This is a genomic window from Streptomyces sp. NPDC056169, from assembly GCF_042268445.1.
In the GTDB taxonomy this organism is placed as follows: Bacteria; Actinomycetota; Actinomycetes; order Streptomycetales; family Streptomycetaceae; genus Streptomyces.
On the sequence record NZ_JBHJUO010000005.1, the window covers coordinates 1 to 24628 of the forward strand.

General features: G+C 72.1%; 23 protein-coding genes. 10 read left to right on the plus strand and 13 right to left on the minus strand.

Features of this window, described 5'->3' with window-relative positions; translation table 11 throughout:
- Positions 1–214: 214 nt before the first annotated feature.
- The 5 genes from ACFC0G_RS09025 to ACFC0G_RS09045 all read right to left on the minus strand — a co-directional run bounded on the left by ACFC0G_RS09025 (position 215) and on the right by ACFC0G_RS09045 (position 9161).
- Entirely contained in the window at positions 215–409 is a 195-nt protein-coding gene (locus ACFC0G_RS09025) for an acyl-CoA carboxylase subunit epsilon (protein ID WP_376399554.1), read from the minus strand.
- 14 nt (positions 410–423) lie between these two features.
- Positions 424–2007 carry an acyl-CoA carboxylase subunit beta gene (locus ACFC0G_RS09030; protein WP_376399557.1) on the minus strand — a complete coding sequence of 528 codons (1584 nt, stop codon included), beginning with the start codon at positions 2005–2007 and terminating at the stop codon, positions 424–426.
- A 164-nt stretch (positions 2008–2171) separates the two neighbouring features.
- Positions 2172–4511, minus strand: coding sequence for a polysaccharide lyase 8 family protein (locus ACFC0G_RS09035; RefSeq protein WP_376399560.1), 2340 nt, complete (start codon positions 4509–4511; stop codon positions 2172–2174).
- A gap of 131 nt (positions 4512–4642) precedes the next feature.
- On the minus strand, positions 4643–8521 hold the full coding sequence (locus ACFC0G_RS09040) for an endo-alpha-N-acetylgalactosaminidase family protein (RefSeq protein WP_376399562.1): 3879 nt from the start codon (positions 8519–8521) through the stop codon (positions 4643–4645).
- A 130-nt stretch (positions 8522–8651) separates the two neighbouring features.
- Positions 8652–9161, minus strand: coding sequence for a hypothetical protein (locus tag ACFC0G_RS09045; RefSeq protein WP_376399565.1), 510 nt, complete (start codon positions 9159–9161; stop codon positions 8652–8654).
- 255 nt (positions 9162–9416) lie between these two features.
- Here ACFC0G_RS09045 and ACFC0G_RS09050 point away from each other — a divergent pair, with 255 nt between their 5' ends.
- Positions 9417–10028 (plus strand): YceI family protein, encoded by a 612-nt coding sequence (locus tag ACFC0G_RS09050; RefSeq protein WP_376399567.1) that lies wholly within the window; start codon positions 9417–9419, stop codon positions 10026–10028.
- Between the two features lie 117 nt (positions 10029–10145).
- Here the strand turns inward: ACFC0G_RS09050 and ACFC0G_RS09055 are convergent, their stop codons facing one another.
- A complete protein-coding gene (locus ACFC0G_RS09055; RefSeq protein WP_376399570.1) occupies positions 10146–11303 on the minus strand; it encodes a serine hydrolase domain-containing protein in 1158 nt (385 codons plus the stop codon).
- A 36-nt stretch (positions 11304–11339) separates the two neighbouring features.
- A complete protein-coding gene (locus tag ACFC0G_RS09060; protein ID WP_376399573.1) occupies positions 11340–11786 on the minus strand; it encodes a DUF4267 domain-containing protein in 447 nt (148 codons plus the stop codon).
- Between the two features lie 104 nt (positions 11787–11890).
- On the opposite strand from ACFC0G_RS09060, the gene ACFC0G_RS09065 reads away from it, so the two are divergent.
- Complete coding sequence (locus ACFC0G_RS09065; protein WP_376399576.1) at positions 11891–12475, plus strand: TetR/AcrR family transcriptional regulator; 585 nt, start codon at positions 11891–11893, stop codon at positions 12473–12475.
- A gap of 10 nt (positions 12476–12485) precedes the next feature.
- Positions 12486–13589 (plus strand): DNA polymerase III subunit beta, encoded by a 1104-nt coding sequence (gene dnaN, locus ACFC0G_RS09070; protein WP_376399579.1) that lies wholly within the window; start codon positions 12486–12488, stop codon positions 13587–13589.
- A gap of 230 nt (positions 13590–13819) precedes the next feature.
- Here the strand turns inward: dnaN and ACFC0G_RS09075 are convergent, their stop codons facing one another.
- The 5 genes from ACFC0G_RS09075 to sigJ all read right to left on the minus strand — a co-directional run bounded on the left by ACFC0G_RS09075 (position 13820) and on the right by sigJ (position 20125).
- Positions 13820–15172 (minus strand): hypothetical protein, encoded by a 1353-nt coding sequence (locus ACFC0G_RS09075; RefSeq protein ID WP_376399582.1) that lies wholly within the window; start codon positions 15170–15172, stop codon positions 13820–13822.
- A 52-nt stretch (positions 15173–15224) separates the two neighbouring features.
- Positions 15225–16856 carry a citramalate synthase gene (gene cimA, locus ACFC0G_RS09080; RefSeq protein ID WP_376399585.1) on the minus strand — a complete coding sequence of 544 codons (1632 nt, stop codon included), beginning with the start codon at positions 16854–16856 and terminating at the stop codon, positions 15225–15227.
- Positions 16857–17139: 283 nt separating this feature from the next.
- Positions 17140–18480 (minus strand): MFS transporter, encoded by a 1341-nt coding sequence (locus tag ACFC0G_RS09085; RefSeq protein WP_376399587.1) that lies wholly within the window; start codon positions 18478–18480, stop codon positions 17140–17142.
- A gap of 75 nt (positions 18481–18555) precedes the next feature.
- Positions 18556–19101, minus strand: a complete 546-nt coding sequence (locus ACFC0G_RS09090) for a TetR/AcrR family transcriptional regulator (protein ID WP_376400473.1) — start codon at positions 19099–19101, stop codon at positions 18556–18558.
- A gap of 118 nt (positions 19102–19219) precedes the next feature.
- On the minus strand, positions 19220–20125 hold the full coding sequence (sigJ, locus tag ACFC0G_RS09095) for an RNA polymerase sigma factor SigJ (RefSeq protein WP_376399590.1): 906 nt from the start codon (positions 20123–20125) through the stop codon (positions 19220–19222).
- Positions 20126–20249: 124 nt separating this feature from the next.
- Between sigJ and ACFC0G_RS09100 the strand changes: the two genes are divergently transcribed.
- The 7 genes from ACFC0G_RS09100 (at position 20250) to ACFC0G_RS09130 (ending at position 23468) form a co-directional block, all read left to right on the plus strand.
- On the plus strand, positions 20250–20645 hold the full coding sequence (locus ACFC0G_RS09100; RefSeq protein WP_376399593.1) for a hypothetical protein: 396 nt from the start codon (positions 20250–20252) through the stop codon (positions 20643–20645).
- 101 nt (positions 20646–20746) lie between these two features.
- Entirely contained in the window at positions 20747–20947 is a 201-nt protein-coding gene (locus tag ACFC0G_RS09105; protein ID WP_376399596.1) for a hypothetical protein, read from the plus strand.
- Positions 20948–20949: 2 nt separating this feature from the next.
- On the plus strand, positions 20950–21486 hold the full coding sequence (locus ACFC0G_RS09110) for a DUF6879 family protein (protein WP_376399598.1): 537 nt from the start codon (positions 20950–20952) through the stop codon (positions 21484–21486).
- Entirely contained in the window at positions 21483–22322 is an 840-nt protein-coding gene (locus ACFC0G_RS09115; RefSeq protein WP_376399601.1) for a helix-turn-helix domain-containing protein, read from the plus strand. The genes ACFC0G_RS09110 and ACFC0G_RS09115 overlap by 4 nt, the downstream gene beginning before the upstream one ends.
- Positions 22323–22409: 87 nt before the next feature.
- Positions 22410–22604 carry a hypothetical protein gene (locus tag ACFC0G_RS09120; RefSeq protein WP_376399603.1) on the plus strand — a complete coding sequence of 65 codons (195 nt, stop codon included), beginning with the start codon at positions 22410–22412 and terminating at the stop codon, positions 22602–22604.
- A 75-nt stretch (positions 22605–22679) separates the two neighbouring features.
- Positions 22680–23249, plus strand: a complete 570-nt coding sequence (locus ACFC0G_RS09125; RefSeq protein ID WP_376399606.1) for a glycine-rich domain-containing protein — start codon at positions 22680–22682, stop codon at positions 23247–23249.
- A gap of 9 nt (positions 23250–23258) precedes the next feature.
- Entirely contained in the window at positions 23259–23468 is a 210-nt protein-coding gene (locus ACFC0G_RS09130; protein WP_376399608.1) for a hypothetical protein, read from the plus strand.
- A gap of 137 nt (positions 23469–23605) precedes the next feature.
- Here the strand turns inward: ACFC0G_RS09130 and ACFC0G_RS09135 are convergent, their stop codons facing one another.
- Positions 23606–24622: an agmatine/peptidylarginine deiminase gene (locus tag ACFC0G_RS09135; protein WP_376399611.1), complete on the minus strand. Its 1017-nt coding sequence runs from the start codon at positions 24620–24622 to the stop codon at positions 23606–23608.
- Between the last annotated feature and the right edge of the window lie 6 nt (positions 24623–24628).

A 24628-nucleotide genomic window follows, 5' to 3' on the forward strand; every position in this document is an offset into this window, starting at 1 on the left:
CGCGCCCCACTCGCGCCCCCTAACCCCCCCGGGCCACCCCCCCCACGGGCCCCCCGGGGGTTGGCCCGGAGGCCCCCCCGTCGGTATCCCCCGGGGGCCCCCCCCCCCCCCTGCCGGGGGCGCGGGGCCTCCGTCGTTTCCGGGTCGGGGCGCGAGGGGTACGCCGAAGGCCCCCGCTCCGGGTGGGAGCGGGGGCCTTCGGGTGCGGCGGGGGTCAGCCCTGCCAGGAGTGGGAGGGGCGGAAGCCCGACTGGCGCTCCAGGCGGCGCCAGCCGGCCGTGGAGCGGCCGTCGTGCGTCTGGGTGGGCTGGGCGGACGCGCGGGCGAGCAGGACCGCCGTGATGGCGGCGAGCTCCTCGGGGTCGGCGTGGCCCTTCTCTACACGGAGAAGATTGGCAGGGGTGGTCACTGGTGTGGCTCCTCTTACTGAGGCGGGTTGCCGTGCTTGCGGGACGGCAGGTCGGCGTGCTTGGTGCGGAGCATCGCGAGGGACCGGGCGAGCACCTGGCGGGTCTCGGCGGGGTCGATGACGTCGTCGACCAGGCCGCGCTCCGCCGCGTAGTACGGGTGCATCAGCTCGGCCTTGTACTCCTTGACCATGCGGGCGCGCATGGCGTCGGAGTCCTCGGCCTCGGCGATCTGCTTGCGGAAGATCACGTTGGCGGCGCCTTCGGCGCCCATGACCGCGATTTCGTTGGTGGGCCAGGCGTACGTCAGGTCGGCGCCGATGGACTGCGAGTCCATGACGATGTATGCGCCGCCGTACGCCTTGCGCAGGATCAGGCTGATCCGGGGCACGGTCGCGTTGCAGTACGCGTAGAGCAGCTTCGCGCCGTGGCGGATGATTCCACCGTGCTCCTGATCGACGCCCGGCAGGAAGCCGGGTACGTCCAGAAGGGTGATGATCGGGATGTTGAAGGCGTCGCACATCTGCACGAAGCGGGCGGCCTTCTCGGAGGCCTCGATGTCGAGGACACCGGCCAGCGACTGGGGCTGGTTGGCGACGATGCCGACGACCTGGCCGTCGAGCCGGGCCAGGGCGCAGATGATGTTGCGCGCCCAGCGCTCGTGGATCTCCAGGTAGTCGCCCTCGTCGACGAGCTCCTCGATGACCTTGTGCATGTCGTACGGACGGTTGCCGTCGGCGGGCACCAGGTCGAGCAGCACGTCGGAGCGGCGGTCGGCCGGGTCCTCGGAGGCGACGGTGGGCGGGTTCTCGCGGTTGTTCTGCGGGAGCATCGACAGGAGGTAGCGGACCTCCGCGATGCAGGTCTCCTCGTCGTCGTACGCGAAGTGCGCGACGCCCGAGGTCTCGGCGTGCACGTCGGCGCCGCCGAGGCCGTTCTGGGTGATCTCCTCGCCGGTGACCGCCTTGACGACGTCCGGGCCGGTGATGAACATCTGCGAGGTCTCGCGGACCATGAACACGAAGTCGGTCAGGGCGGGGCTGTAGGCCGCGCCGCCGGCGCACGGGCCGAGCATCACCGAGATCTGCGGGATGACGCCCGAGGCCTTGGTGTTGCGCTGGAAGATGCCGCCGTAGCCGGCGAGCGCCGAGACGCCCTCCTGGATACGGGCGCCGGCGCCGTCGTTCAGGGAGACCAGCGGAGCACCGGCCGCGATGGCCATGTCCATGATCTTGTGGATCTTCGTCGCGTGGGCCTCGCCCAGCGCGCCGCCGAAGATCCGGAAGTCGTGCGCGTAGACGAAGACCGTGCGGCCCTCGACCGTGCCCCAGCCGGTGATCACACCGTCGGTGTACGGCTTCTTCGCCTCCAGGCCGAAGCCCGTCGCCCGGTGGCGGCGGAGCTGCTCGACCTCGCTGAAGGAACCGGCGTCGAGGAGCAGCTCGATGCGCTCGCGAGCGGTCAGCTTGCCCTTCGCGTGCTGGGCCTCGGTGGCGCGGTCACTCGGGCCGCGGAGCGCCTGCTCGCGCAGGACGTGCAGCTCGGCCACTCGGCCACGGGCGTCAGCGGGCTCGCTCGGGATCTGGTCCACAACGGTCATGTACCGACCCTACGAAGTCGGACAAGAAAACCCTGCCGTCGACTCCGTACAGTCTCCCGTGTCGATTCCTGGTGGGGCTGGACAGAACCGTGGCCTGTCCAGCCCGAGTCAACAGCCAGACACCCCTCGTGTTTGTGGGGTTCTCACATAGCCATGGGCGGGGCTCAGACGAGGACCTCGCAACGGTGGGTGGCGCCCGCCGTACCGGGGGTGATCCGCAGCCGGAGCGAGCGGCCGGTGCCGAGCACCTCCACGGAGGGGTCGTGGGCGAGGACCCGGCGCACCGGGTGGTCCCAGACCAGCTCCAGCGGCTGCCCCGTGCGGGGCGGTTCGGCGACCCGGAGATCGAGCACCGAGCGGCGCCTGCGGACGAGGACGCTCGCCGGGGCGGTGACCGTGAGCGGGCCCACCGTACCGGCCTGCCAGAAGTTCGCCGCGGTCAGTCCGAGGGACGGGACGGCGACCGCCTGCCGCTCGGCGCCGTTGTCGAGAACGTGCAGCCAGTCCGGGTCGGCGGCGCGGGCGGCGATCCGGCCCCGCGAGGCGCCGGGCATCAGGACGTACGCGTACGAGGCGGCGACCGGGTCGGTGCCGTGGTCGAGCCAGAGCGTCCGGTACCGGCGGGTGCGGCGCTCGGTCGAACTGGTGGTGTTGATGTCGCTCCAGGCCCCGGTGCGGTCGTCGAGGAGGGTGTGGAGGTTCCCCGTGCCCTGCGGTGCTGCCCCCTCGGGGAAGACCCAGCCGCCGTGCCCCTCCAGGTGCGCCCAGCGGTCGCCGGTGGTGAAGGCCTGGGTGCCGGCCTCGCCGAGGAGGCGGTTGTCGACGACCGTCTCGACGGGCACTCCGTCGGTCGCGGTGATCCCCGCGCCGAGGCAGATGACGGCGTCCGCCGCGCAGAACCAGGACTTGCGGGCCTCCAGGGTGGAGCCGAGGCCCTTCAGGTGCTGGCCGACGGCCGCGTACGCGCCGTCGGTGGCCCCGCCGACCCACCGTACGGCCGGCTTGGGCGCGCCCCACTCGCCGCCGGCGCGGTCGGCGAGGCGCTTGGTGGAGACGGTGGTGCCGGGGAGGCGGTACGGGTCGACGGTGGGCCAGAACCAGTCGGTGTACTGGTCGCCGAGGTCCGGGGTCCACCAGGACAGCATGCCGGCGCCGGTGTGCCAGCCGCGCGGGTTCTCGCCGTTGCCGCACTCGTAGTACGAGATCCGCTGCGAGGCCATGGCGATGTTGGCGGCCCAGCCGGGGCGGCGGTGCACGGCCCGGTCCATGGCGGCGAAGAGCCGGTGTCCGGTGGGTTCGGGGGCGGCGGGGACGGGGGCGGCGGCCACGGCGTGCAGCCGGGCGAGGTCGGCGACGCCGAACTGGCGGGCGGCGAGGATCGGGGAGACGGTGTCGCGCTGGATCCATCCCTTCACGCGCGCGTGCCAGCGGTCGCGCTCGGCGGCGGAGGCCCCGCCGGCGAGGAGGGCGATGGCCGCGATGACGCCCTGGCCGTGGAAGTGGTCGGAGCGCATGATCTGCCGGTCGTCGTTCTTGAGGTACCCGCGGCTGATCGCGCGGCCGTTGACGCTGTCCATCATCAGGCCGTCGAGGATGAGGGGCGCGTAGGCCTTCTCGACGCTGTCGAGGACGATCTGGCGGTTCGGGTCGGTGACGGCCCAGGTGGATCCGGCGAGGAGAGAGAAGAGACGGCCGAGGCCGTCGAGCATGACCTGGCCGTAGGTGCCGGAGTAGGCCACCCAGGTGTGCTGGACGAAGGAGCCGTCGGCGTAGAGGCCGTCGCCCTGGGTCACGTACGGGAAGACGGGCGAGAGGGCGTCGCGGGCGAGGGCGATCTTGGCGGGGTTCGCGCCGAGGACCCCGCGCAGCGCGACCGAGCGGCACAGGTCGACGCGGTTGGCGCCGGTGGAGGTGCCGCTGTAGTCCGCGAGCACCGCGTCGGGGACGAAGTGGTCGACGGCGGCGCAGGCGGCGGCGATCCGCTCGGCGCCGAGGTGCGGGTGGAGCGCGGCGACGATGTCCATGAGGAGGCGGGGGCTGCCGATCTGCCACTCCCACCAGTTGCCGTAGCGCGGGGCGCCCGCGCGGTAGACCGTGGCGGAGAGGTGGTCGAGGCCGGTCAGGACGTCGGCGAGCAGCGTCGGGTCGCCGGTGAGGCCGGTGCCGGGCTGCGCGTACGCCTGCGTCATGGTCCACAGGCGGCTGTAGCTCTGGGTGATGCCGGCCGGCGGGTCGAAGGCGACCCCGGGCCAGAGGGAGGCGGGCGCCGGGGCCATGGAGGCGCGGAACGCCCGGGCGAGCGTGCCCGTCTCGGCGAGCTTGGAGGCGTACGGCTCGGCCCCGGCGTCGAAGCCGGAGCCGAGCGCGAGGTCGAGCCAGCGGAGCCGCAGCGCCTCGAACTCGCCGTCCGCCGCGTGGGCGGGGGACGACGGGAGTCCGAGGGCCGCGGCCGCGGCGGAGGCGGTGATCAGGAACGTGCGGCGGGACCAGGCGGGGACGGGCACAGGAGCCTCCCGGGGGAAGTGGTGGAGACCGTTCGGCGCCTGGTGTAACACCGGTTTTCCGACGCAATCAATGAGCACGGCACGGGTGGGCACCGGTTCGCCGAAAGCGCTTACCGCCTTGTGACGGCTGCTCAGCCTCCGCAGTGGAAGCGGGCGTTCCCCCAGTCCGCGTGGTCGTTGCCGTTGCCGTCGCCGCCGTCGCCGACCACCAGGTCGACATAGGAGGCGCCGGTGACGTCGGCGGTCAGCGACCAGGCGGCGTCCGTGGCCTTGAGGACCGGGGACGTCACCTTCTCCGTGCCGTCCGCGAGCACGCTGAACCGGACGGTGCCGCGGCTGGTCTGGACGTCGTCGACGCCGACGTCGGCGGTGAGGGAGGTGCAGCGACCGCCCAGGTAGTAGCGGACCGTGGCGGGGGCGTGGCTGCCGAGCCCCTTGGCGTACGTCACTCCCCCGATCCGCAGCGGGGAGCCGTCGCCGGTGCCGGTCTCGCCGTTGGAGAGGTCGCGCTCGACGGGTCCCCAGCCGTTGGCGGACGAGGTCCAGTCGAGGTCGCTCGCCCAGCTGTCGGCGGTGGGCGGCGGCGGCAGGGTGCGGACGGTGGTGGCGGCGGTGAGCTTCCGCGCGCCGTCCCCGAGGGTGTACGCGACCTCGGCGCCGAGCGTGTACGGCCGGTAGGGGGCGTCCACGGGCGGGGTGACCCGCCAGGTGACGGTGGCGCTGCCGCCCGCCGCGACCGGGTCGAGGGCGACGGGCGCGGCCGGTTCGGCGGTCCAGCCCTCGGGGAGGGTGAGCGCGGCCCGGGCGCCGGTGATCGCGGCGGCCTCGTCGTTGGTGAGGGTCGCCGTGACCTCGTTGGCGTGGCCGGGCTCCAGGGTCTCCGGGGCGGTGACGGCGAGGGTGCCGCAGGCGGCCCGCTCGGCGGCCGGGCCGAGGTCGGTGGCGGTGAAGGAGTCGAGGACGAAGTCGGCGCCGTCGGGGGCGTCGCCGCGCTTGCGGAGCCCGGTCCAGGTGTCGCCGCAGCCGGCCGTCACGGTCTCGGAGAAGTGCCCGGTGGTCCGCTGCTGCCCGATCGGGGTGCGGCGGGTCTCGACGGCCGGTCCGGTGCCGGTCGTGCGGTCGTAGCCGGTGACCCACTCGTAGGCGCCCGCGTGACTGGACTGGTAGTCGTACTCCACGCGGTACGTGTGGCCGTCCTTCATCGGGACGGTCCAGGGCGCGGTCCGGTAGACCAGGCCGCTGTTCTCGTCGTGCGACTTGAGGGACTCGGCGCCGCCGATGACGTCGTCGATCAGTTTTCCGTTCCAGCCGGCCTGGGTGTACGGGGCGTGCAGCTGGGCGATGTGGGTGCGCGGGTCGGTCGTCCCGCCGGAGTCGCCCTTGAGGAAGGGGCCCCAGCCCTGGTCGACGGCCTCGAAGTCCTCGTACGCTGCCGATCCGGCCTTGACGGCGGGGTCGTTGGCCACGATCCGGACGTCGTCGATGCGGACGGCTGCCGGGCTGCCGCCGGCGGCCTGGATCCTCAGTGTGGTGGCGCCGCGCGCCGGTGCGGTGAAGGTGACCTTGGCGCGCTGGAAGCGGGTGCCGTTCCAGTCGGAGGCGGCGACCCGGTCGTCGAGGGTCGAGCGCTCGACGGTGACGGTCCGCCCGCCGATGGAGAGGGTGGTGGGGCGCGTCGCGCCGGGTTCGACCTCGACGAGGGCGGAGGCGGTGTACCGCGCGCCGGGGGTGAGGCCGGTGATCCGCTGCTGTACGGACGCGGTGGCCGAGCCGCTGAGCTTCGCGCTGTTGCGGCCCTGGGCGTCGGTGTCACGGGCGACGGTGCCCGCCTTGGACCAGCCGCGGAGCTTGGTGTCGTTGAAGCCGGGGTCCTTCACCGGGGTGCCCTGGCCCCACTGCGGGGCGGGTTGCGCGGGTGCGCGGTCGGGGTGGAGGACGTACGGCTGCCCGGCGACGGCGTCGAGGGTGATCTTCCCGTCGACGGGCCGCACGGTCGCGGTCTTCACGCGGCCGTTGTCGGTGAGCCGGTACACGGTGTACGAGCGGGTCCCGGCGGGGACGGCCCAACTCGTGGTGCCCCCGGCCTTGTTGTAGTGGTAGAGCTTCCCGGCTCCGCCGTCGGTGTCCCAGGGGAGGAGGTAGGTCTCGCCGTCGAGGACCTTGCGGCCGTCCTGGTAGAAGGTGCGCCGGCCGTTCTCGACGGTGCCGCGGACGCCGCCGGTGAAGGTGATGTCGTTGCCGTTCCAGCGGGTGATCGTCTGCTGCTGGAGGTACTTGGCGGGGAGGTTCCGCTGCCAGATGTTGGCGGTGAAGTCGTTCCAGTCGGTCTCGCCGGTCCAGCCCTCGAAGTCGACGAGCGCGGTCTGGCCGAGGACGGGGTGGTTGTTCCAGACGTCCTTCTCGCCGTTGCGGATGAACCGGATGATCTGCGAGTTGAGGCCCTTGTTGGTGGCGCCGCCGTAGTCGAGGTCGTTGGCCCAGTGGGACCAGAGCGAGGAGCGCTCGAACTTCTCGGACCACTCGGTGGCGACGTTCCAGCCCTGCGCCTGGACGGCCTGCATCGTCTTGTCGGCGATCCAGCCGTGCGTGTAGTAGACGTCGATGTAGAGGGTGGAGAGGCGGGGGTCGGTCTCGTCGCGGAGCTGCTGGAAGCGGCGGGCGAGGTCGCCGCTGTTGATGTCCCTGCGCTGGTCGATGTAGTAGCTCTGGTTGAGCCAGTTCCAGCCGGGCTTGGTCTTGTCGACGAGGGTCTCGCTGAAGTTCTTCGCCTCGGGGTACGACTCGGTGGCGTTGACGTGGACGCCGAAGTCCGCGCCCCACTTCCCGCCCTCCTTGAGGAGGGTGTTGAGGTCGGCGAGGCCGCCGGCGCGCTTGTTGTAGTTGCCGCCGTAGTCGGGGTGGGCGGAGTCGTGGCCCTCGGAGCCGTAGCCCTTGAGCAGGGCGAACTGGCCGAGTCCGTCGGTGGCGAGCGAGATCCGCTTGACGTCGTCGAGGGTGCGCAGGAAGGGGTGGGTGGCCTGTGAGGCGAAGTTGAACGGGATGTGGGCGACGACCCGGTCGGGGGTCTGCTCGCTGCCGGGGGCCTTGATCCCGATCGTACGGAAGGCGAGGGCGCCGTCCTGCCAGTCGGTGGCGCCGTCGGCGTTGGCGTCGGGGGTGACGACGACCTTGGCCCAGGGCAGGTCGTCGCCGCTCTCGGGCCGCGGGGCGCCGGCGCCCCGGTAGGTCCACTGGCCGGACCAGACGCCGACGCGGGTCTCGGTCGCGGTCGTCCTGGCCTGGTGCCAGAAGCGGGCGCCGTCGCGGGCGGAGGCGCCGGTGGGCTTGTCGTAGCTGGAGTTGGACTCGACGGCGGCGGCCAGCTGTCCGGTGTTGACGATCGCGTAGCTCGCGCCGACCGCCGCGCTCTCCGCCGGGGTGGCCGCGGTGACCTGGGAGAAGACGTCGGCGGTGCGGGTGGAGTCCGGGTCGAGGCGGGTGAAGGCGGTGGCGGCGCCGCCGTCCGACGAGCCCACGGAGACGAGGTCGTGGCCGGGGATGTCGAGGGTGCCGACGCGGAAGGTGTCGGTGTCGCGGACGGCGGTGACCCGGAAGGTCGTGGTCCGGCCCTCGACGCTCAGGCGCGCGTCGATCTCGACACCGGGCAGGGCCGGGAAGGCGAGGGTGTACGCGGCGGAGGCGGCCGTCAGGACGGGGGCGCCCTTGGCCTGGACGGCGTAGGGGGTGCCGTTGAGGACGACCTGCGTGACCGGGGCCGTACTGCCGAGGAGGCGGGCGCCGCCGGCCCGGTCGGTGTACGAGAGGACACGGGGGAAGTCCTCGGCGACGGCGACGGAGAGCTGGGCGGAGGAGATGACGGCCGAGGCGGTGTCGGCCGTGGCCGTGGCGGCGTCCTCGGCGAGTCGCGCCCGGGGCTCGGCCACGGCGGGCCCTGCGAGGGCGAACACGGCGGATGAAGCGGCGGCGAGCGCGCAGGCCGCACGGATTCTTCGCGAAGGGGGGAGGGACATGCGCACTAGTTGGCCCCGCCCCCGCGGCACCGTCAACGAGATCGCGCCCCGCGGACCCCTCAAGTCCAAGAACCCCCTCCGGTTAGTCCAAGTGACCGCCGAAGGGGGCTTCTCGGGTACCGAGGACGGGTCAGCAGCCGCCGCAGTTGTAGAAGGTCACGTCCCAGTGGTTGCCCTCGTCGGCGTAGACGTTGCCCGCGCCGGACTTCCACTGCGGGGCTCCGTCACCGCGCAACCCGATGTACGTGAAGGTGTTCTTCACGTAGTTGGTGACGCAGGTGGCCTTGCCGAAGTCGAGCTTGTAGCCGTTCCAGTGGGAGTACGTGCCGCTCGCGTGGCCCGTCTCGGTGCCGCCGGTGATGTTGAGGGCGCAGCCGCTGGCGCTCCTGAGGGTCTGGGCGCCCTGGGCGGTGGCCAGGTTGAGCTGGTCGAACGACGTGCAGGTGGAGACGTTCCGGTCGGAACAGTTGCCGGACGACGACCAGGTGATGCCGGAGGACCGGAACATCGAGGTCGCGGTGGCGTGGCTGATCTTGGTGACCGCGTGGGCCTCGCCTGCGGCGGTGAGGACGCCGACGCCGGGGGCGAAGAGCGCCCCCAGGACGAGCGCGAGGGCGGTGAGGACGGAGCGGAGCTTCATCGGGAGTGCCTCCTGCTGGTGACCGTGACGGTTGGGGACGGCGGTGCAGGTGGTGCCGGTGGCGCGAGGGAGCCGGTGGATCCGGTGGCGCAGGGAGATGGTGCCGCAGTTCTACGCGCGTCCGAAAGAGGGCGTCGGACGTCTTTCGGCGCCGTACGGGTGAACATCTCGCGCAGATGTTGAAACTTGAACGGAATAGGTCTACAGTCATTCTCGTTGAAGGTTCAACAAACACCGATCAAGGAGCTGTCAGTCATGGGTCTCTTCAACCGCAAGAGCAACGAGTCCGCCGTCGCCACCGCCACCCTCCCCGTCGACCCGGCCCTGGCCGCCCTGACCGGCGACTACACCATCGACCCGGCCCACAGCAGCATCGGCTTCACCGTCCGCCACGCCATGGTCACGAACGTCCGCGGCACGTTCGCCGAGCACGAGGGCGCACTGAAGCTGGACGGCGCGAACCCGGGCGCCTCCTCCGCCTCGATCGAGGTCAAGATCGCCTCCATCGACACGGGCATCGGCGACCGCGACGGCCACCTGCGCAGCGGCGACTTCTTCGACGCCGAGCAGTTCCCGCTGATGACCTTCCGCTCGACGCAGGCCGAGCAGCTCGGCGGCGACAAGTACCGGGTCACCGGCGACCTGACGATCAAGGACGTCACGAAGCCGCTCGCCATCGACCTGGAGTTCAACGGCACGGCCACGGACGTCTACGGCAACGAGCGCGTCGGCTTCGAGGGCTCGGCCGAGATCCTGCGCTCCGCGTGGGGCCTGACCTGGAACGCCGCCCTGGAGACCGGTGGCGTGATGGTCAGCGACAAGGTCAAGCTGAACTTCGACATCTCCGCGATCAAGGCCGCCGCCTGATCGACCGGACACACGGCCGACCGGTTCACGCCGTCTGATCGACCGGACACACGAGCGCGCCCGCCCTCCGCAGCAGCGGAAGGCGGGCGCTCGGCGTTCGTGCGGGTACGGGGCCGGTCAGACCGCCTTCGCCGCCGCCTCGACGACGGCCGGGACCAGCCGGTCGTTCTCGGCGGCGCCCGGGCCTCCGGCGAAGGCGAAGCGGCGGCGCGCGTAGCTGTAGGCGAGGCCGGTCGCCGGGTCGGCGAAGGCCTGCGAGCCGGGGGCGCCGCTGTGGCCGACGGCGGCCGGGCTCAGGGACGGGTAGCGGGTGGCGAGCGGGACGAAGCCGAGCCCGAAGGCGTTCTCCTCCCCCGTGACGAGGTCCTTGCCCGCCGAGTGGATCCGGGCGACCTCGGCGAGGGTGCCGGGGGCGAGGAGCGGGGGCCGGCCGTCGAGCTCGCCCGCGATCGTCGCGTACATCCGGGAGAGGCCGCGCGCGGTGCCGATGCCGCCGCCGGAGAGCGGCGCCCGCTCCCGTACCGCCCGGGAGTTGGCGTAGCCGACGATGTCGAAGGGCGGGTCGGCGTGGAAGTTGAACGCGATGGCCATGAGGCTGTCCGGGGCGATCGGGTTCTCCGCGAGGAGCGCCTGCTCGGCAGGGGTGGGCAGCATCGGCAGGGCCGTACGGAAGCGGGGTTCCAGCTCCTCGGGCAGGCCGAGGTGGTAGTCGATGCCGTACGGGGCCCTGACCCGCTCCTCGTACAGGTCCTGGACCGTCCGGCCGGTGGCCCGCAGGACCACCTCGCCGACCAGGGCGCCGATGACCGTGGCGTGGTAGCCGTGCCCGGTGTCCGGCTCCCAGAACGGGCGCTGGCCCGCGAGGCGGGCGGCGATCAGCCGGTCGTCGGCGAGCTCCTCGACGGAGAGGCCGCCGTCGGCGCCGATCACACCGGAGCGGTGGGCGAGCAGCTGGCGGAGCGTGATCCCCGCCTTGCCCTCGGCGGCGAACTCGGGCCACCAGGAGGCGACCTCGCGGTCCAGGTCGAGGGCGCCCTCCTGGACGAGGAGGGCGGTGACCAGGGCCATGGCGCCCTTGGAGGAGGAGTAGAGCCCGAGCAGGGAGTCCCCGTCGACGCCGTCACCGCCCCAGAGGTCGACGACGAGACGGCCGCGGTGGTGGACGGCGAGCTGTGCACCGCCGTCCCGCGCCTCGTGCGCGGCGATCTCCGCGAACACCTCTCGTACGGACTCGAATCCGGGCTCCACCGTGCCGTGGACGCGGACGTCGCTCATCGTGCTCTCTCCCCCTGGGTGCCGTGGCGTGATCAGTCAGACCGTAGAACCGCGGAGGGCGTGATTCCCTTCCCGCGCGGCCGAGTTCGTCCCGACTCCGTCCCGGGACGTCCGGAAGAGCAGGCCGGCGGTGAGGAGGACCACGACGCCGGTCGCCGCGTGGATGCCGAGCGCGGCGGCGTATCCGCCTCCGTGGGCGAGGACGGCGAGGGAGTCCCCGAAGGGGACGATCGCGAGGAGCAGCATCACCCAGGCCAGCGGGCGGCGCTTGCCGAGGGCGAGCAGGGTGAGCACGATCGCGCCGTTGGCGAGGTCGCGGACCGCCTTGACCGCGAAGTATCCGGCGGCGTCGCCCTCGGGCCAGGAGGGGATGCCGAAGCCGGCGGCGGCCGTCTCCGGGGCGAACAGGAAGTTGATGCCGAACCAGAGGCAGGCGAGGCCGAGGAGCACGGACAGGACGGTGGTGACGCGGTGCAGGTTCATGGATCCCCCAGAACATCGATCTGGCGCCGATCTAGCGGCGCTAGGACTGGTGGCAACGCTAGACCTACCACCGCTCTCTTGTCTAGCAGTGCTAGCGTTCCGGTATGCCCCTGCACCAGCAGCGCCGAGGGCGCGAACGAGCCGAACGCCACCGTCTGATCGTCGACGCCGCCCGCGCACTCGCCGAAGCGGAGGGATGGGCCGCCGTGACCACCCGCCGCCTCTCCGAGCGGGTCGCCTACAGCCAGCCCGTCCTCTACAGCCACTTCACGGGCATGGAGGCCATCGTCACGGCCGTCGCGGCCCAGGGCATCGAGGAACTGACGACCGCCCTGCGGACCGCCCGCACCGGCGCCGCCGGCCCGGCGGAGGGACTCGCCGCCCTCGCCGCCGCCTACCTCGCCTTCGCCCGCGCCCACCCCGCCCTGTACGAGGCGATGTTCGTCCGGCGCACCGCCCTGGAGTTCGCCACCGAGGACTCACCCGCGATCCTCAAGGCCGCCTTCGCCGAGTTCCTGCACGTCGTCGGACCGCTGGCGGGCGGGCGCGCCCCCGGCACCCTCGCCGAACTCGTCTGGAGCACCCTGCACGGCCTCGCCACCCTCGAAGGCAGCGACCGGCTCCTGCCCGACCTCGCCGAAGGGCGGCTGAAACTGCTGGTCAACACCGTTGTCAGTGGCGGTCGCTAGCGTCGGCGGCATGGAATTCCGTATCGACAGCAGCGCCTTGACCGACGCCGTGGCCTGGGCCGCGCGCGTCCTCCCCGCCCGTTCGCCGATGCCCGTCCTCGGCGGTCTGCTCCTGGAGGCGTCGGAGGGCCGGCTGCGGGTCTCCGGCCTCGACCACGAGGCCTCCGCCCGCGTCGAGGTCGAGGCCGACACCCTCGCCGAGGGCCGGGCCCTGGTGCTCGGCCGCCGGCTCCTCGACATCTGCAAGGTGCTCCCCCGGGGGCACGCGGAGCTCGCCGTGGAGGGCGCCCGCCTCACGGTGACCTCCGGGGACGCCCGCTTCGGCCTCTCGCTGCTGCCGCTCGACGACTACCCGGCCGCGCCCGCGCTGCCCGAGGTGCGCGGCCTGGTCGACGGCGACGCCTTCGCCTCGGCGGTCGCGCAGGTGGCCGTGGCGGCCGGCCGGGACGACTCCCTCCCGGTCCTGACCGGGATACGGCTCGCCCTGGACGGCCCGGCCATGACCCTGGCCGCCACCGACCGCTACCGGTACGCGGTGCGCACGCTGGAGTGGAAGCCCGAGGGCGACGCCCACCCGGAGCCCGCCGACGTGGTCGTCCCGGCCCGGCGCCTGACCGAGATCGCCCGCTCCCTCGCGGGCGGCGGCCCGGCCCGCCTCGCGCTCGACGCCGGCTCGATCGGCTTCGAGAGCGCGGGCCTGCGCACCACCACGCGGCTGCTGGACGGCCGGCTCCCCCGCCACGACAAGCTGTTCGCCCTCGGGGACCACGCCCTGGCGGTCACGGAGCGGGCGCCGCTGACCGAGGCCGTGAAGCGGGTGGCGGTGGTCGCCGAGGGCGACAGCCCGGTCCAACTGACCTTCAGCGCCTCGGGCGTCCACCTCCAGGCGGGGTACGAGGACGACGTGGCCTCCCAGCAGCTCCCGGGCACCCTCGCCGGGACGGACTCCATGACGGTCGCCTTCAACCCGGGCTACCTCCTGGACGCGCTGACCTCCCTGGACGCCCCGGAGGTCCGCTTCCACCTCCTCGGCCCCGGCCAGCGGGCCCTGCTCACCGACGGCGAGCACCCGACCCACCGACACCTGCTGATGTCGGTGAAGCCGCTGGTCTGAGCCGAATTCCGGCGGGCGCAGGGCGACGGCCTCGCGCAGCGTCCGCGGGCGCGGATCCGGTCGGGATGCGGGCAGCGGTGCGGCCCGCACGGGCCCGGGGCGGACCTTTCGTGTGCTCGCGGCGGCGCGGGCCGCACCGCCGCGAGCACTGTCACCGATCACCGTTCGTGCGGGCACGTTTACTCAACGCGTTCAACGCGCGGGAGTCGTCCGGCCCGGAGATGCCGCGGTCAGAAACCGCCGCCGCCGTCGAATCCGCCGCCTCCGCCGAAGTCGCCGCCGCCGAAGCCGCCGCCCGAGCCGAAGTCGCCGCCGGAGAAGTCCCCACCGGAGAAGTCGCCGCCCGAGAAGTCGCCTCCGGAGAAGTCGCCGCCCCCGTACTCGGCGGCGTACGCCGGGGTGGAGAGCGCGGAGCCGAGCATGGTGCCGACGAGGAGGCCGGGGAGGAGGCCGCCGCCGAAGTAGCCGCCGGCCCAGGGACCGTAGGCGGGGCCCGCCTCCCAGTAGGGGCGGCGGCCCGTGTCCGTGTCGACGGTGCGGGTGAGGGGGTCGAGGCCGTCGTCGAGGCGGGCGGCGTCGACGGCGCAGACCGGGACCTGGCGGGTGGCGCTGCCGGCCGGCGTCCAGTCGCGGTCCTCGGTGGAGGGGCCGTGGCGCGGGTCGAAGAAGCAGGGGGCGCGCCGCTCGGGCAGCGGGCGGGACTCGCGGCGGGCGGCGAGGAGGGCGAGGGAGAAGCGGCCGTCGTCCAGGGCCTTGGTGACCGCGCGGACGTCGTGCGGGTGGGCCGCGGAGCCCATGAGGGACTTGGCTTCGTCGTACGAGTCGAGGGCGCGTTCGTAGTCTCCGCGCCGGGCGTCGTCGGCGCCGGGCTCGGCGGGGTGGAAGTCGAGGCGTTCGAGCTCCTCGCCGAAGGCGGTGATGTCCTCGTCGACGACGACCCGCAGCTTGTCGAGGGCCTCGCGCTCCTCGGCCTCCTTGCGGAGCCTCTTGCGGCGGACGACGGTGTAGGCGGCTCCGCCGCTCAGGGCGACGACCGCGCCGAGGGTGACGAGTCCGGCGACGGGGACCCCGGAGTCCTTGCCGACGGCGCCCCAGGTGGAAGGTGCGGAGCCACGCATGGCGGGGAGGGCCTGGTCGGCGAAGTTGTTGAGCTCGGTGGCCGCGTCGGCGCCGGGCCGGTCGACGGAGGTGACGAGGTTCTGCACGGCGGCGGGGGACATCACGGAGGGGTCGACACCCGCGTCGAACCGGTCGCCGAGGCGCACCGCGTACAGGCCTGCGGCGCCGGTCTGGGCCCGCAGGTTGTCGATGAGGCCCTTCGGCGGGAACTCGGCGTTCGCCGGCAGGACGGCCATGAAGAGCGGCTTGTCCGCGTCCTTGATCTTCTGGGCGAGGGCGTCCGCGTCGGCCTTCGACAGCTGGCCGGCGGCGCCCGGGTCGACGTACACCGGGCCCTGTTTCAGGGCGGCGGCCGCGTCGGAGACCCCGGTGGCCCTGGCACCCACGGAGGGGGCCAGGGCCAGGAGCAGCAGGAGCATCAGCCCGGCGAGGGCCGAGAGTGCGGTGAGCGGCCTGGTCCTCATGTATCGAAGCTACCCGAATGGCAACAAACAAGACATAGGTGGCCGATCCGGTTTACTCGGCGGGGTCGATCCCGGCCCGGAGGAGCCCGTACGTGAAGGCGTCCTCCAGGGCCTGCCAGGAGGCCGCGATGACGTTCTCGCCGACGCCGACCGTGGCCCACTCGCCGTTGCCGTCGCTGGTCGTGATCAGGACGCGGGTCGTGGATTCGGTGCCGTGGCGGCCCTCCAGGATCCGGACCTTGTAGTCGACGAGCTCGAACTTGGCGAGCTGCGGGTAGATCCGTTCCAGGGCCACCCGCATCGCCAGGTCGAGGGCGTTGACCGGGCCGTTGCCCTCGGCGGTGGCGACGATCCGCTCGCCCTTGGCCCAGAGCTTCACGGTGGCCTCGTTGGCGTGGGTGCCGTCGGGGCGGTCCTCGACGATCGCGCGCCAGGACTCCGTACGGAAGTAGCGGCGGGCGCGGCCCTCGGCCTCCTCGCGGAGCAGCAGCTCGAAGGAGGCGTCGGCGGCCTCGTACGTGTAGCCCTGGAGTTCGCGCTCCTTGACCCGCTCGACGACGCGGGCGACGAGCGCGCGGTCGCCGCCCAGGTCGACGCCGAGCTCCTTGCCCTTGAGCTCGATCGAGGCGCGGCCGGCCATGTCGGAGACGAGCATCCGCATGGTGTTGCCGACGAGCTCGGGGTCGATGTGCTGGTAGAGGTCGGGGTCGACCTTGATGGCGGAGGCGTGCAGCCCGGCCTTGTGCGCGAAGGCGGAGACGCCGACGTACGGCTGGTGGGTGGAGGGCGTGAGGTTGACGACCTCGGCGATGGCGTGCGAGATCCGGGTCATCTCGGCGAGCGCGCCCTCGGGGAGGACCGTCTTGCCGTACTTGAGCTCCAGGGCCGCGACGACGGGGAAGAGGTTGGCGTTGCCGACCCGCTCGCCGTAGCCGTTGGCGGTGCACTGCACGTGGGTGGCGCCCGCGTCGACGGCGGCGAGGGTGTTGGCGACGGCGCAGCCGGTGTCGTCCTGGGCGTGGATGCCGAGGCGGGCGCCGGTGTCGGCGAGGACGGTGGCGACGACGGCCTGGATCTGGGCGGGGAGCATGCCGCCGTTGGTGTCGCAGAGGATGACGACGTCGGCGCCGGACTCGTGCGCGGCGCGGACGACGGCCTTGGCGTAGTCGGGGTCGGCCTTGTAGCCGTCGAAGAAGTGCTCGCAGTCGACGAAGACGCGGCGGCCCTGGGAGGTCAGGTGGGAGACGGTGTCGCGGACCATCTCCAGGTTCTCGTCGAGCGTGGTGCGCAGGGCGAGCTCGACGTGCCGGTCGTGCGACTTGGCGACGAGGGTGATCACCGGGGCGCCGGAGTCGAGCAGCGCCTTGACCTGGGGGTCCTCGGCCGCGTTGCCGCCGGCCCTGCGGGTGGCGCCGAAGGCCACGAGCTGCGCGTTCTTGAACGCGATCTCCTGGCGGGCGCGGGCGAAGAACTCCGTGTCGCGCGGGTTGGCGCCGGGCCAGCCGCCCTCGATGAAGCCCACGCCGAAGTCGTCGAGGTGGCGCGCGATGGTCAGCTTGTCGGCGACGGTGAGGTTGATGCCCTCACGCTGCGCTCCGTCGCGCAGCGTGGTGTCGAAGACGTGGAAGCTGTCGTCGACATGGCGGTCGTCGAGGCGCGGGCTCTCGCCGTTCTCCGTGGTCATGACTGTGATGGCTCCTGTCGGATGTGGCTCCGGAAGGTCTGGATCCACTTGCCCCCATTCTCACGCGCTGTCCGTTTCCGGCATGGGTGGGGCCGGAAAACGAAAAAACCCCTCGCGGGTGCGAGAGGTCTGCGCGCGGGTCTGAGGCACGGTGTCCACTGCCGCGGGTGGTTGTGCCGCGGATCAGTGGCCACTGCGGACCGGCGCGCCGCTGCCGATAATCATCGTGGTAGCAAGCACGCCGGAAGTCTGACACAGGTGGGGAGCCGCCGGGACGGCGATCTCACGATACGGGCAGCTGATCTCGTTTCTGGCCGGGCAGGGTGTCGGGGCCGCCGGATCCGGAGGCGCCGACCCGGCCCAGGTCGATGTCCCGGGTCTCCCGCATCGCGAGATAGACGACCAGGGAGACGGCCGCGCAGCCCGCCACGTACCAGGAGAAGCCGGATTCGATGCCCGCGTCCTTGAACCACAGCGCGACGTACTCGGCGGTCCCGCCGAAGAGCGCGTTGGCGATGGCGTACGGGAGGGCGACGCCGAGGGCGCGGATGCCGGTCGGGAAGAGCTCGGCCTTCACGCAGGCGTTGATGGAGGTGTAGCCGGTGACGACGAGCAGGGCGAGCAGGGAGAGGCCGAGGGCCGGCCAGAAGGAGCCCGCGTGCTTCAGCATCGCCAGGATCGGCACGCTGAGGAGCGTGGAGCCGACCGCGAAGGTGATGAGGAGCGGGCGGCGGCCGACCCGGTCGGAGAGCCGGCCGGCCAGCGGCTGGAGGCAGGCGAAGACGATCAGGGCGCAGAAGGAGACCAGGGTCGCGGTCTGCTTGGGGAGGCCGGCGGAGTTGGAGAGGTACTTGGTGAGGTAGGTCGTGTACGTGTAGTAGGCCACGGTCCCGCCCATGGTGAGGGCGACGACGAGGAAGGCCTCGCGCCGGTGCGCCCAGAGCGCCTTGAGGGTGCCCTGCTCGCCCGCGGCGACGCCGTCGCCCGCGCTCTCCTCGTACACCTCGGTCTCCAGCATCGTGCGCCGCAGGTAGAAGACGACGGCCGCGCCGAGGGCGCCGACGATGAAGGGGATGCGCCAGCCCCAGCTGTGCAGGGCCTCGCTGGACATCGTGTGCTGGAGGACGATCAGCAGGCCGAGGCCGAGGATCTGGCCGGCGGTCATCGACACGTACTGGAAGCTGGAGGCGAAGCCGCGGTGCTCGGGCGCCGAGGCCTCCGTGAGGTAGGTGGCGCTGGCGGCGTACTCGCCGCCGACGGAGAGGCCCTGGAGGAGGCGGGCGATCAGGAGGACGGCGGCGCCGCCGTAGCCGGCGACGGCGTAGGTGGGGGCGACGGCGATGAGGAGCGCCGAGGCGGACATCAGGGTGACGGTGAGGGTGAGCGCCGCCTTGCGGCCCTTGCGGTCGCCGACCCGGCCGAGGAGCCAGCCGCCGACGGGCCGCATGAAGAAGCCGACGGCGAAGATGCCGGCGGTGTTCATGAGTTTGGCGGTGTCGTTCCCCTCGGGGAAGAAGGATCCCGCGAAGTAGGTGGCGAAGCTCGCGTACACGAACCAGTCGAACCACTCGACCATGTTGCCGGCCGAGCCGACCCAGATCTTCTTCCAGTGCTCTCGTCCCATGGACCGGAACCGTGCCGGAGTTCCCGCACGGGCAACAAGGCTGTAGCGGACAACGATCCTGTGTACTTACGTGCGTTACGGTCGCGGGAGCAGGTCCTGCTCGATGAACTCCCTTACGTGGGCGAGGACTTGGTCCCGCCCGGTGCCCGGGATCCCGACGGCCACATGCACACTGAAGCCGTCGAGCAAAGCCCTCGTACGGGTGGCGAACCGGTCCGGGTCGACCGCCCGGAACTCCCCGCGCGAGACCCCCTCGGCGAGGATCGCGACGAGGTCCCGGTGCCAGGCCCCCTCGATGGCGGCCTGCCGGGCGCGGGCGTCGTCGTCGGCGTTCTGCGAGCGGTTCCAGACCTCCAGCCACAGGGTCCAGTGCGGGTCACGCGGCCCGTCGGGCACGTACACGTCGACGTACCCGTCGAGCCGCTCGCGCGCGGTCCCCGGCCGGGCGAGCAGCGCGCTCCGCGCGGCGCCGAGCCGCCCCTCGCTCCACTCCAGGGTCTGGAGCAGCAGCTCGTCCTTGGTGCGGAAGTAGTAGAGCAGGTGCCCGCTGCTCATCCCGACCTGCCGCCCGAGCCCGGCCATGGTGAGCCCGTCGAGCCCGCGCTCGGCGATGGTGTCCATGGCCGCGGCGAGCACGTCCTCGCGGGGCGGGGCGGCCTGGTTGCGGCGGCGGGGCGGGGGTGGGGCCGGGTTGCTGCTCTGACTCACCCGTATGTTCTACAGGATGGCCCCGCGGAGGTCAGACCGGCCCGGTCCCCGTCCACGCGCGGAGCTTCTCCGGGTTGCGGACCGCCCAGATGCGGGTGACGCGGTCGCCGTCGAGCTCGAAGGCGGCCACGGTCACGGTCATGCCGGTGTGCTGCGCGACGAGCCCCGGCACGCCGTTGACCGTCCGCTCCAGGAGCTTCAGCCCCGGCGCCTTGTCGGCGATGTGGATCAGGTACGCGGCGATGTTCTCGCCGCCCACGACCGGCTCCAGGACGGTGCCGACCAGACCGCCGCCGTCGGCGACCATCGCGGCGTCGGGGTCGAGGAGGCCGACGAGGGCCTCGATGTCCCGGGCCTCCCACGCCTCCTTGAAGTGCCGCACCAGGCCGGCCTGCCCGGCCGAGGGCGCCGCCGGGGTCCGCGCGGCGCCGACGCGCCGACGGGCCGAGGTCGCCAGCTGGCGGCAGGCGGCGGGCGTCCGCCCGATGATCTCGGCGATCTCCGCGAAGGGGTAGCGGAAGACGTCGTGGAGGACGAACGCCACGCGTTCGGCCGGTGTCATCGACTCCAGGACGACGAGGAAGGCCATGCTCACCGACTCGTCCAGGGTGATCCGGTCGGCGGGGTCGCCCCCGCCGGCCCACTCGGCGCGGTCGGGAAGCGGCTCGGGTATCCAGGCGCCGACGTACCGCTCGCGCCGGGCCCGCGCCGAGCCGAGCACGTCGAGGCAGACGCGGCCGGCCACCGTCGTCAGCCAGGCGCCGGGCGTCGTGATGGCCGCCTGTTCCCGCGGCGTCATCGCGTACCAGCGGGTGTACGTCTCCTGTACGGCGTCCTCGGCCTCGGCGAGCGAACCGAGCAGCCGGTAGCAGAGATTGATCAGATGGCGCCGCTCACCGAAGACCGGGCCCGTTTCCACCTCGGACTGTGTACTCATACGCGCGACCGCTCCCCGTTTCCCCGTGAGCCCGACACCTCACCTCACATTTCGCGGGGCTGCGTCGTCGGACTGCCGAGAGAGTACCGATCCACCGCCGCGAGGCAGAAGAAGGGACCACATCATGGCCGTCCAGACGACTCCGGCACCGGGCAGGTTCACGTTCTCGCAGGTCGCGGTCGCGCTGCAGACCCTGTCCCTCTTCTTCCAGTCGGTCACCGCCGGGATGCTGCTGTCCGGGTCCCTCGGCTACCAGCTGCACGAGGTCGGATCGAGGGTGATGTACGGCGCGTCGATGCTGTACGTGCTCGCCGCGATCCTGGCGTGGAAGCCGGGCGGAGCTTCCCCCCGCCCGATCCTCTACGCCACCGGCTTCCTCGTGCTCGCCTCGGTACAGGTGGTCCTCGGCGTCGCCCACCTGCCGGCCTTCCACGTCCCCCTGGGCATCACGATGTTCGCCCTGAGCGTCCTGGCCCTGGCCGCCACGCTGCGGACTACACGCGGGGCTGCTGCTGCGTGATGGAAGGGCACGCGGTCTCCGCGCAATCTCGCGCAACTCGCCGGCGCGTGGCGCAGGTTCCGAGCATGCTGGGACGCCACCCGACGAGGACGGAGCCCACCATGACGCTCAGGTTCATCGGTACCACCAGCGAGCACGGCAACTGCCCCACCTTGTACGAAGTGGTCGAGACCGGAGACCTCGTCGTCCAAGGCGACGAGATCGACGCCGAGCACCGCGCGCAGCTCCGCGACCTCGGCGTCGCCGAGACCGCCGTCGTCATCCCCCGCGAGCTGCTGAGCCGCTTCGCCCCCAAGGAGTGACTGTGCCCCCGCTGATCCCCTTCGAGGAGATCACCCACCTGTTCGCCGAGTTCCAGCACAGCGCGTTCCGGTTGGAGACCCGCCGCGGCTACGCCACTGACCGGACCGGCGCCCGCTTCCAGGCTTTCATGCGCGGCATCGACCCGGCGCCGGAGCCGGATCACCCGTGGAACGTGAACGTGCGGGCCAAGGCCGAGGAGGGCGCGCGGTTCGCGCGCGTCCGCCTGATCGACGATCCGCCCACGGACGGGCAACGGTTCCTCATGGCGGCCGCCGCCGGCAACGTTGCGGCAGGCGAGGACATCCGCGTCCTGGCCCGCGCCGAGGCCGAGCGCCTCGGGGTGCCGGACTGGGACTTCTGGCTCTTCGACTCGCGCACCCTCGTCCGGATGCACATCGACGACACGGACACCACGGTCGGCGTCGAGGCCATCACCGACCCGACCACCGTCCTCGCCGCGTGCAAGGCGCGCGACGCCGCGCAGGCGGCCTCTGCGCCTACTGCCGAGGTCTGGGCGGCGGTACGGTCCACCGCGTGACGTCGGATCTCCAGAGCAGCCGCGAGGCCCTCGGCGCGCGGCTCCGCGAGCTCCGCGCCGAGACCGGCCTGAACCAGAAGGACTTCGCCCTCCGCCTCGGCTGGCAGGAGTCGAAGGTCTCCCGCCTCCAGAACGGCAAGCAGAAGCCCACTTCCGAGGACCTGGAGACCTGGGCGAACGCCACGCGACCCGACGCCCTCGCCGGGCTCCTCACGCGCCTCCGGGGCCTGGAGTCACAGGACCGGAGCTGGCGCCGCCAGCTCTCCGCCGGCCACGCGCCCGTGCAGGACCGGTACGTCGCCGAGTACCGACGCACCGCCACGGCCCGCGGCTACGAGACGAGCGTGATCCCGGGCCTGTTCCAGACGGCGGACTACGCCCGGCACCTCCTCGTGCAGAACGCGGCCCTGATGCGCTCGCCCCGGGACACCGAGGCCGCTGTCCAATCCCGCATGCGCCGGCAGGAAGTCCTGTACGAACCGGGCAAGCTGTTCCGCGTCCTGATCTGGGAAGCCGCGCTGTACGCCCACGTGGGCACCGCCGACACGATGACCGGGCAACTGGACCGGCTCGTCGGCCTCATCGGCATGTCGACCGTCGAGCTCGGCATCGTGCCCCTGCGGGCCGTCATGCCGCTCACGCCGAAACACGGATTCTGGATCTTCGACGAGCAGCGGGTCATCGTCGAGACCATCAACACCGAGCTCCAGTACGACACATCCGACGACCTCGCCCTCTACACCCGCGTCTGGGACCAGCTCGCGGCGGCCGCGGTCTCCGGTCTCCGGGCACAGCGGCTCATCGGCCGTGTCCGGGCGTCTCTCAGGGCGATCTGAGCAATCCGGCGAAAGCCCCCGGGAGACTCGCGCAATCCGGCTCAATCGGTCGGCAGCCAAGCGAATGGTCGGCCTACCGTCCTGGTCATGGCGACGCGAACACGCAGGCCACGGCCCTGCACGTACTGTCCCAAGCCGTACGCCGACGCGTGCGTCCGTACGCAGCGCAGCGAGCAGCACGGCGGTGTCCACATCTACGCCCACCAGGAGTGCGCCGCCGCGCGCGGGGTGCTCCCTCTGTACCTGTTCATCGACGAGCCGACACCCGGGGTGCCGCGATGAAGAAGGTCACCTACTGACTCCCGCCCCCATGAGGCGGGTCCACGCACCATCGGCAATCCACCAGAAGGAGACCCCATGGCCTGCAAGAACCAGCCGCAGGACGGCAACCCGACGCCCTGCTCGTCCAGCCCCGAGCCCGGCAACCCGCCCGGAGCCCGGGCCCTGTTGAGTGTTGCGGCGTTCAACGGCGTGATGCACACGGTCCTCGACAACAACCCCGGCGTGGATGCCTCGATGGCTGACCGGATCGTCGTCGAGGCCCTCAAGTTCGTGCACGCCGCCAGCCTGTTCCCGACGGTGCGCATCGCGCCCACCCGCGAGGTCGACGAGGGGTGGCACGCCCTCATCCTCCACACGTACATGTACGCGAGCCTGTGCAGCCGCCTCGGTCGCACCGTCCACCACTACCCCGAGCGTCCCGACGCGTCCCGCCACGACCCGAACGTCATCACGCGCACCATGGCCCTCATCGAACAGGCGGGCTACACCCCCGACGCCGAACTCTGGACGGGCCGGAGAAGCCGCTCGTCACGGTTGCCGCCAACTGCTCGCACACCCAGAAGCCCGGTGGGTGCGGCCCGATCAACCCCGCCAACTGCGCCACCAGCGGCGGCGGTGAATAGGCTCGACAGCCTTCCGACGTAAGGAGAGCCCATGGACGCGATCGACGTCTCGTCACTGCACGACTCGATGCGCAAGTACGGGATCCCGGGGGTCTTCGTACCGGTGGACCCGCGGAACCGCGCAGGGGCCTGGCGGGTAGTCGACCCCGTCGACCAGCGGGACATCACTGACGCCGTCCGCGCCCGCGTGGCCGCTGCCGACCTTCAGCAGCCCACCAGGGGTTTCGTCATCGCGGGCTAGCCGCGCGAGGTCGGCCCCGGCCGGATCCTCCCGGCCGGGGGTTCTCCCATGGGAGATGATCATGCAGAACCACGCCCGACCAGGTCTGGCTTCAGCACTACTCGCCAGATGAAAGGCCCGGACGAGGGCGGCATTGCCTACACGCGCGGCTGCTGCTGCGTGATGCAGTGGATGCCGCCGCCGCCCGCGAAGATGGCGCGCGCGTCGACCAGGGTCACCGTGCGCTCCGGGAAGAGGCGGCGGAAGATCTCGGCGGCGAGTTCGTCGTGCGGGTCGTCGAAGGCGCACAGGACCACGCCGTCGTTGCACAGGTAGTGGTTGATGTAGGAGTAGTCGACCCAGTCGCCCTCCTCGTCCTTGAGGACGGTGGGTGCGGGGATCTCGACGACCTCCAGGGGGCGGCCCTGGGCGTCCGTCTGGCCGCGGAGGATGCTCACGTACATCCGCGAGCGCTCGTAGTCCGGGTGGGCCGGGTCCTGCTGGCTGTGGACGAGGACCGTGCCGGGGCGGGCGAAGGCGGCGACGATGTCGACGTGGCCCTGGGTGCCGTAGAGGCCGTAGTCGCCGCTCAGGCCGTGCGGGAGCCAGATGGCCTTGGTGGTGCCGAGCTTGGCGTGGATCTCGGCCTCGACCTGCGCGCGGGTCCACTCCGGGTTGCGGCCCGGGCCGAGCTGGACGGTGTCGGTCAGCAGGACCGTGCCCTCGCCGTCGACGTGGATCGCGCCGCCCTCGTTGACGAGGGGGGAGGAGAGTACGGGGACGCCCGCGGCGTCCGCGACATGGCGGGCGATCTTGGAGTCGTGCTCCCAGCGGGCCCAGTCCTGGCCGCCCCAGCCGTTGAAGACCCAGTCCACGGCGGCCAGTTCGGTGCCGTTCGTGACGAAGGTCGGGCCGATGTCCCGCATCCAGGCGTCGTCGAGGTCGCGCTCGACGAGCTCGACGTCCTCGCCGAGGAGGGCACGCGCGGACTCCGTGTCGCCGGGGGCGACGACCATCGTCACCGGCTCGTAGCGGCGTACGGCCCGGGCGACGGACGCCCAGGCGGCGCGCGCCTCGGCGAGCTCCTCCTCGTTGGTGAAGGTGGGGTTGGTGCTGGGCCAGGCCATCCAGGTGCGCTCGTGCGGCATCCACTCGGCGGGCATGCGGAAGGTCATCAGAGG

What these genes read in the sequence shown, in the direction of transcription:
- ACFC0G_RS09030 (WP_376399557.1), bottom strand. Translation starts at nt 2,007, where the DNA reads ATGACCGTTGTGGACCAGATCCCGAGCGAGCCCGCTGACGCCCGTGGC.
- ACFC0G_RS09040 (WP_376399562.1), bottom strand. Translation starts at nt 8,521, where the DNA reads ATGTCCCTCCCCCCTTCGCGAAGAATCCGTGCGGCCTGCGCGCTCGCC.
- ACFC0G_RS09045 (WP_376399565.1), bottom strand. Translation starts at nt 9,161, where the DNA reads ATGAAGCTCCGCTCCGTCCTCACCGCCCTCGCGCTCGTCCTGGGGGCG.
- ACFC0G_RS09050 (WP_376399567.1), top strand. Translation starts at nt 9,417, where the DNA reads ATGGGTCTCTTCAACCGCAAGAGCAACGAGTCCGCCGTCGCCACCGCC.
- ACFC0G_RS09055 (WP_376399570.1), bottom strand. Translation starts at nt 11,303, where the DNA reads ATGAGCGACGTCCGCGTCCACGGCACGGTGGAGCCCGGATTCGAGTCC.
- ACFC0G_RS09060 (WP_376399573.1), bottom strand. Translation starts at nt 11,786, where the DNA reads ATGAACCTGCACCGCGTCACCACCGTCCTGTCCGTGCTCCTCGGCCTC.
- ACFC0G_RS09065 (WP_376399576.1), top strand. Translation starts at nt 11,891, where the DNA reads ATGCCCCTGCACCAGCAGCGCCGAGGGCGCGAACGAGCCGAACGCCAC.
- dnaN (WP_376399579.1), top strand. Translation starts at nt 12,486, where the DNA reads ATGGAATTCCGTATCGACAGCAGCGCCTTGACCGACGCCGTGGCCTGG.
- ACFC0G_RS09075 (WP_376399582.1), bottom strand. Translation starts at nt 15,172, where the DNA reads ATGAGGACCAGGCCGCTCACCGCACTCTCGGCCCTCGCCGGGCTGATG.
- cimA (WP_376399585.1), bottom strand. Translation starts at nt 16,856, where the DNA reads ATGACCACGGAGAACGGCGAGAGCCCGCGCCTCGACGACCGCCATGTC.
- ACFC0G_RS09085 (WP_376399587.1), bottom strand. Translation starts at nt 18,480, where the DNA reads ATGGGACGAGAGCACTGGAAGAAGATCTGGGTCGGCTCGGCCGGCAAC.
- ACFC0G_RS09090 (WP_376400473.1), bottom strand. Translation starts at nt 19,101, where the DNA reads ATGGACACCATCGCCGAGCGCGGGCTCGACGGGCTCACCATGGCCGGG.
- sigJ (WP_376399590.1), bottom strand. Translation starts at nt 20,125, where the DNA reads ATGAGTACACAGTCCGAGGTGGAAACGGGCCCGGTCTTCGGTGAGCGG.
- ACFC0G_RS09100 (WP_376399593.1), top strand. Translation starts at nt 20,250, where the DNA reads ATGGCCGTCCAGACGACTCCGGCACCGGGCAGGTTCACGTTCTCGCAG.
- ACFC0G_RS09105 (WP_376399596.1), top strand. Translation starts at nt 20,747, where the DNA reads ATGACGCTCAGGTTCATCGGTACCACCAGCGAGCACGGCAACTGCCCC.
- ACFC0G_RS09120 (WP_376399603.1), top strand. Translation starts at nt 22,410, where the DNA reads ATGGCGACGCGAACACGCAGGCCACGGCCCTGCACGTACTGTCCCAAG.
- ACFC0G_RS09125 (WP_376399606.1), top strand. Translation starts at nt 22,680, where the DNA reads ATGGCCTGCAAGAACCAGCCGCAGGACGGCAACCCGACGCCCTGCTCG.
- ACFC0G_RS09130 (WP_376399608.1), top strand. Translation starts at nt 23,259, where the DNA reads ATGGACGCGATCGACGTCTCGTCACTGCACGACTCGATGCGCAAGTAC.
- ACFC0G_RS09135 (WP_376399611.1), bottom strand. Translation starts at nt 24,622, where the DNA reads ATGACCTTCCGCATGCCCGCCGAGTGGATGCCGCACGAGCGCACCTGG.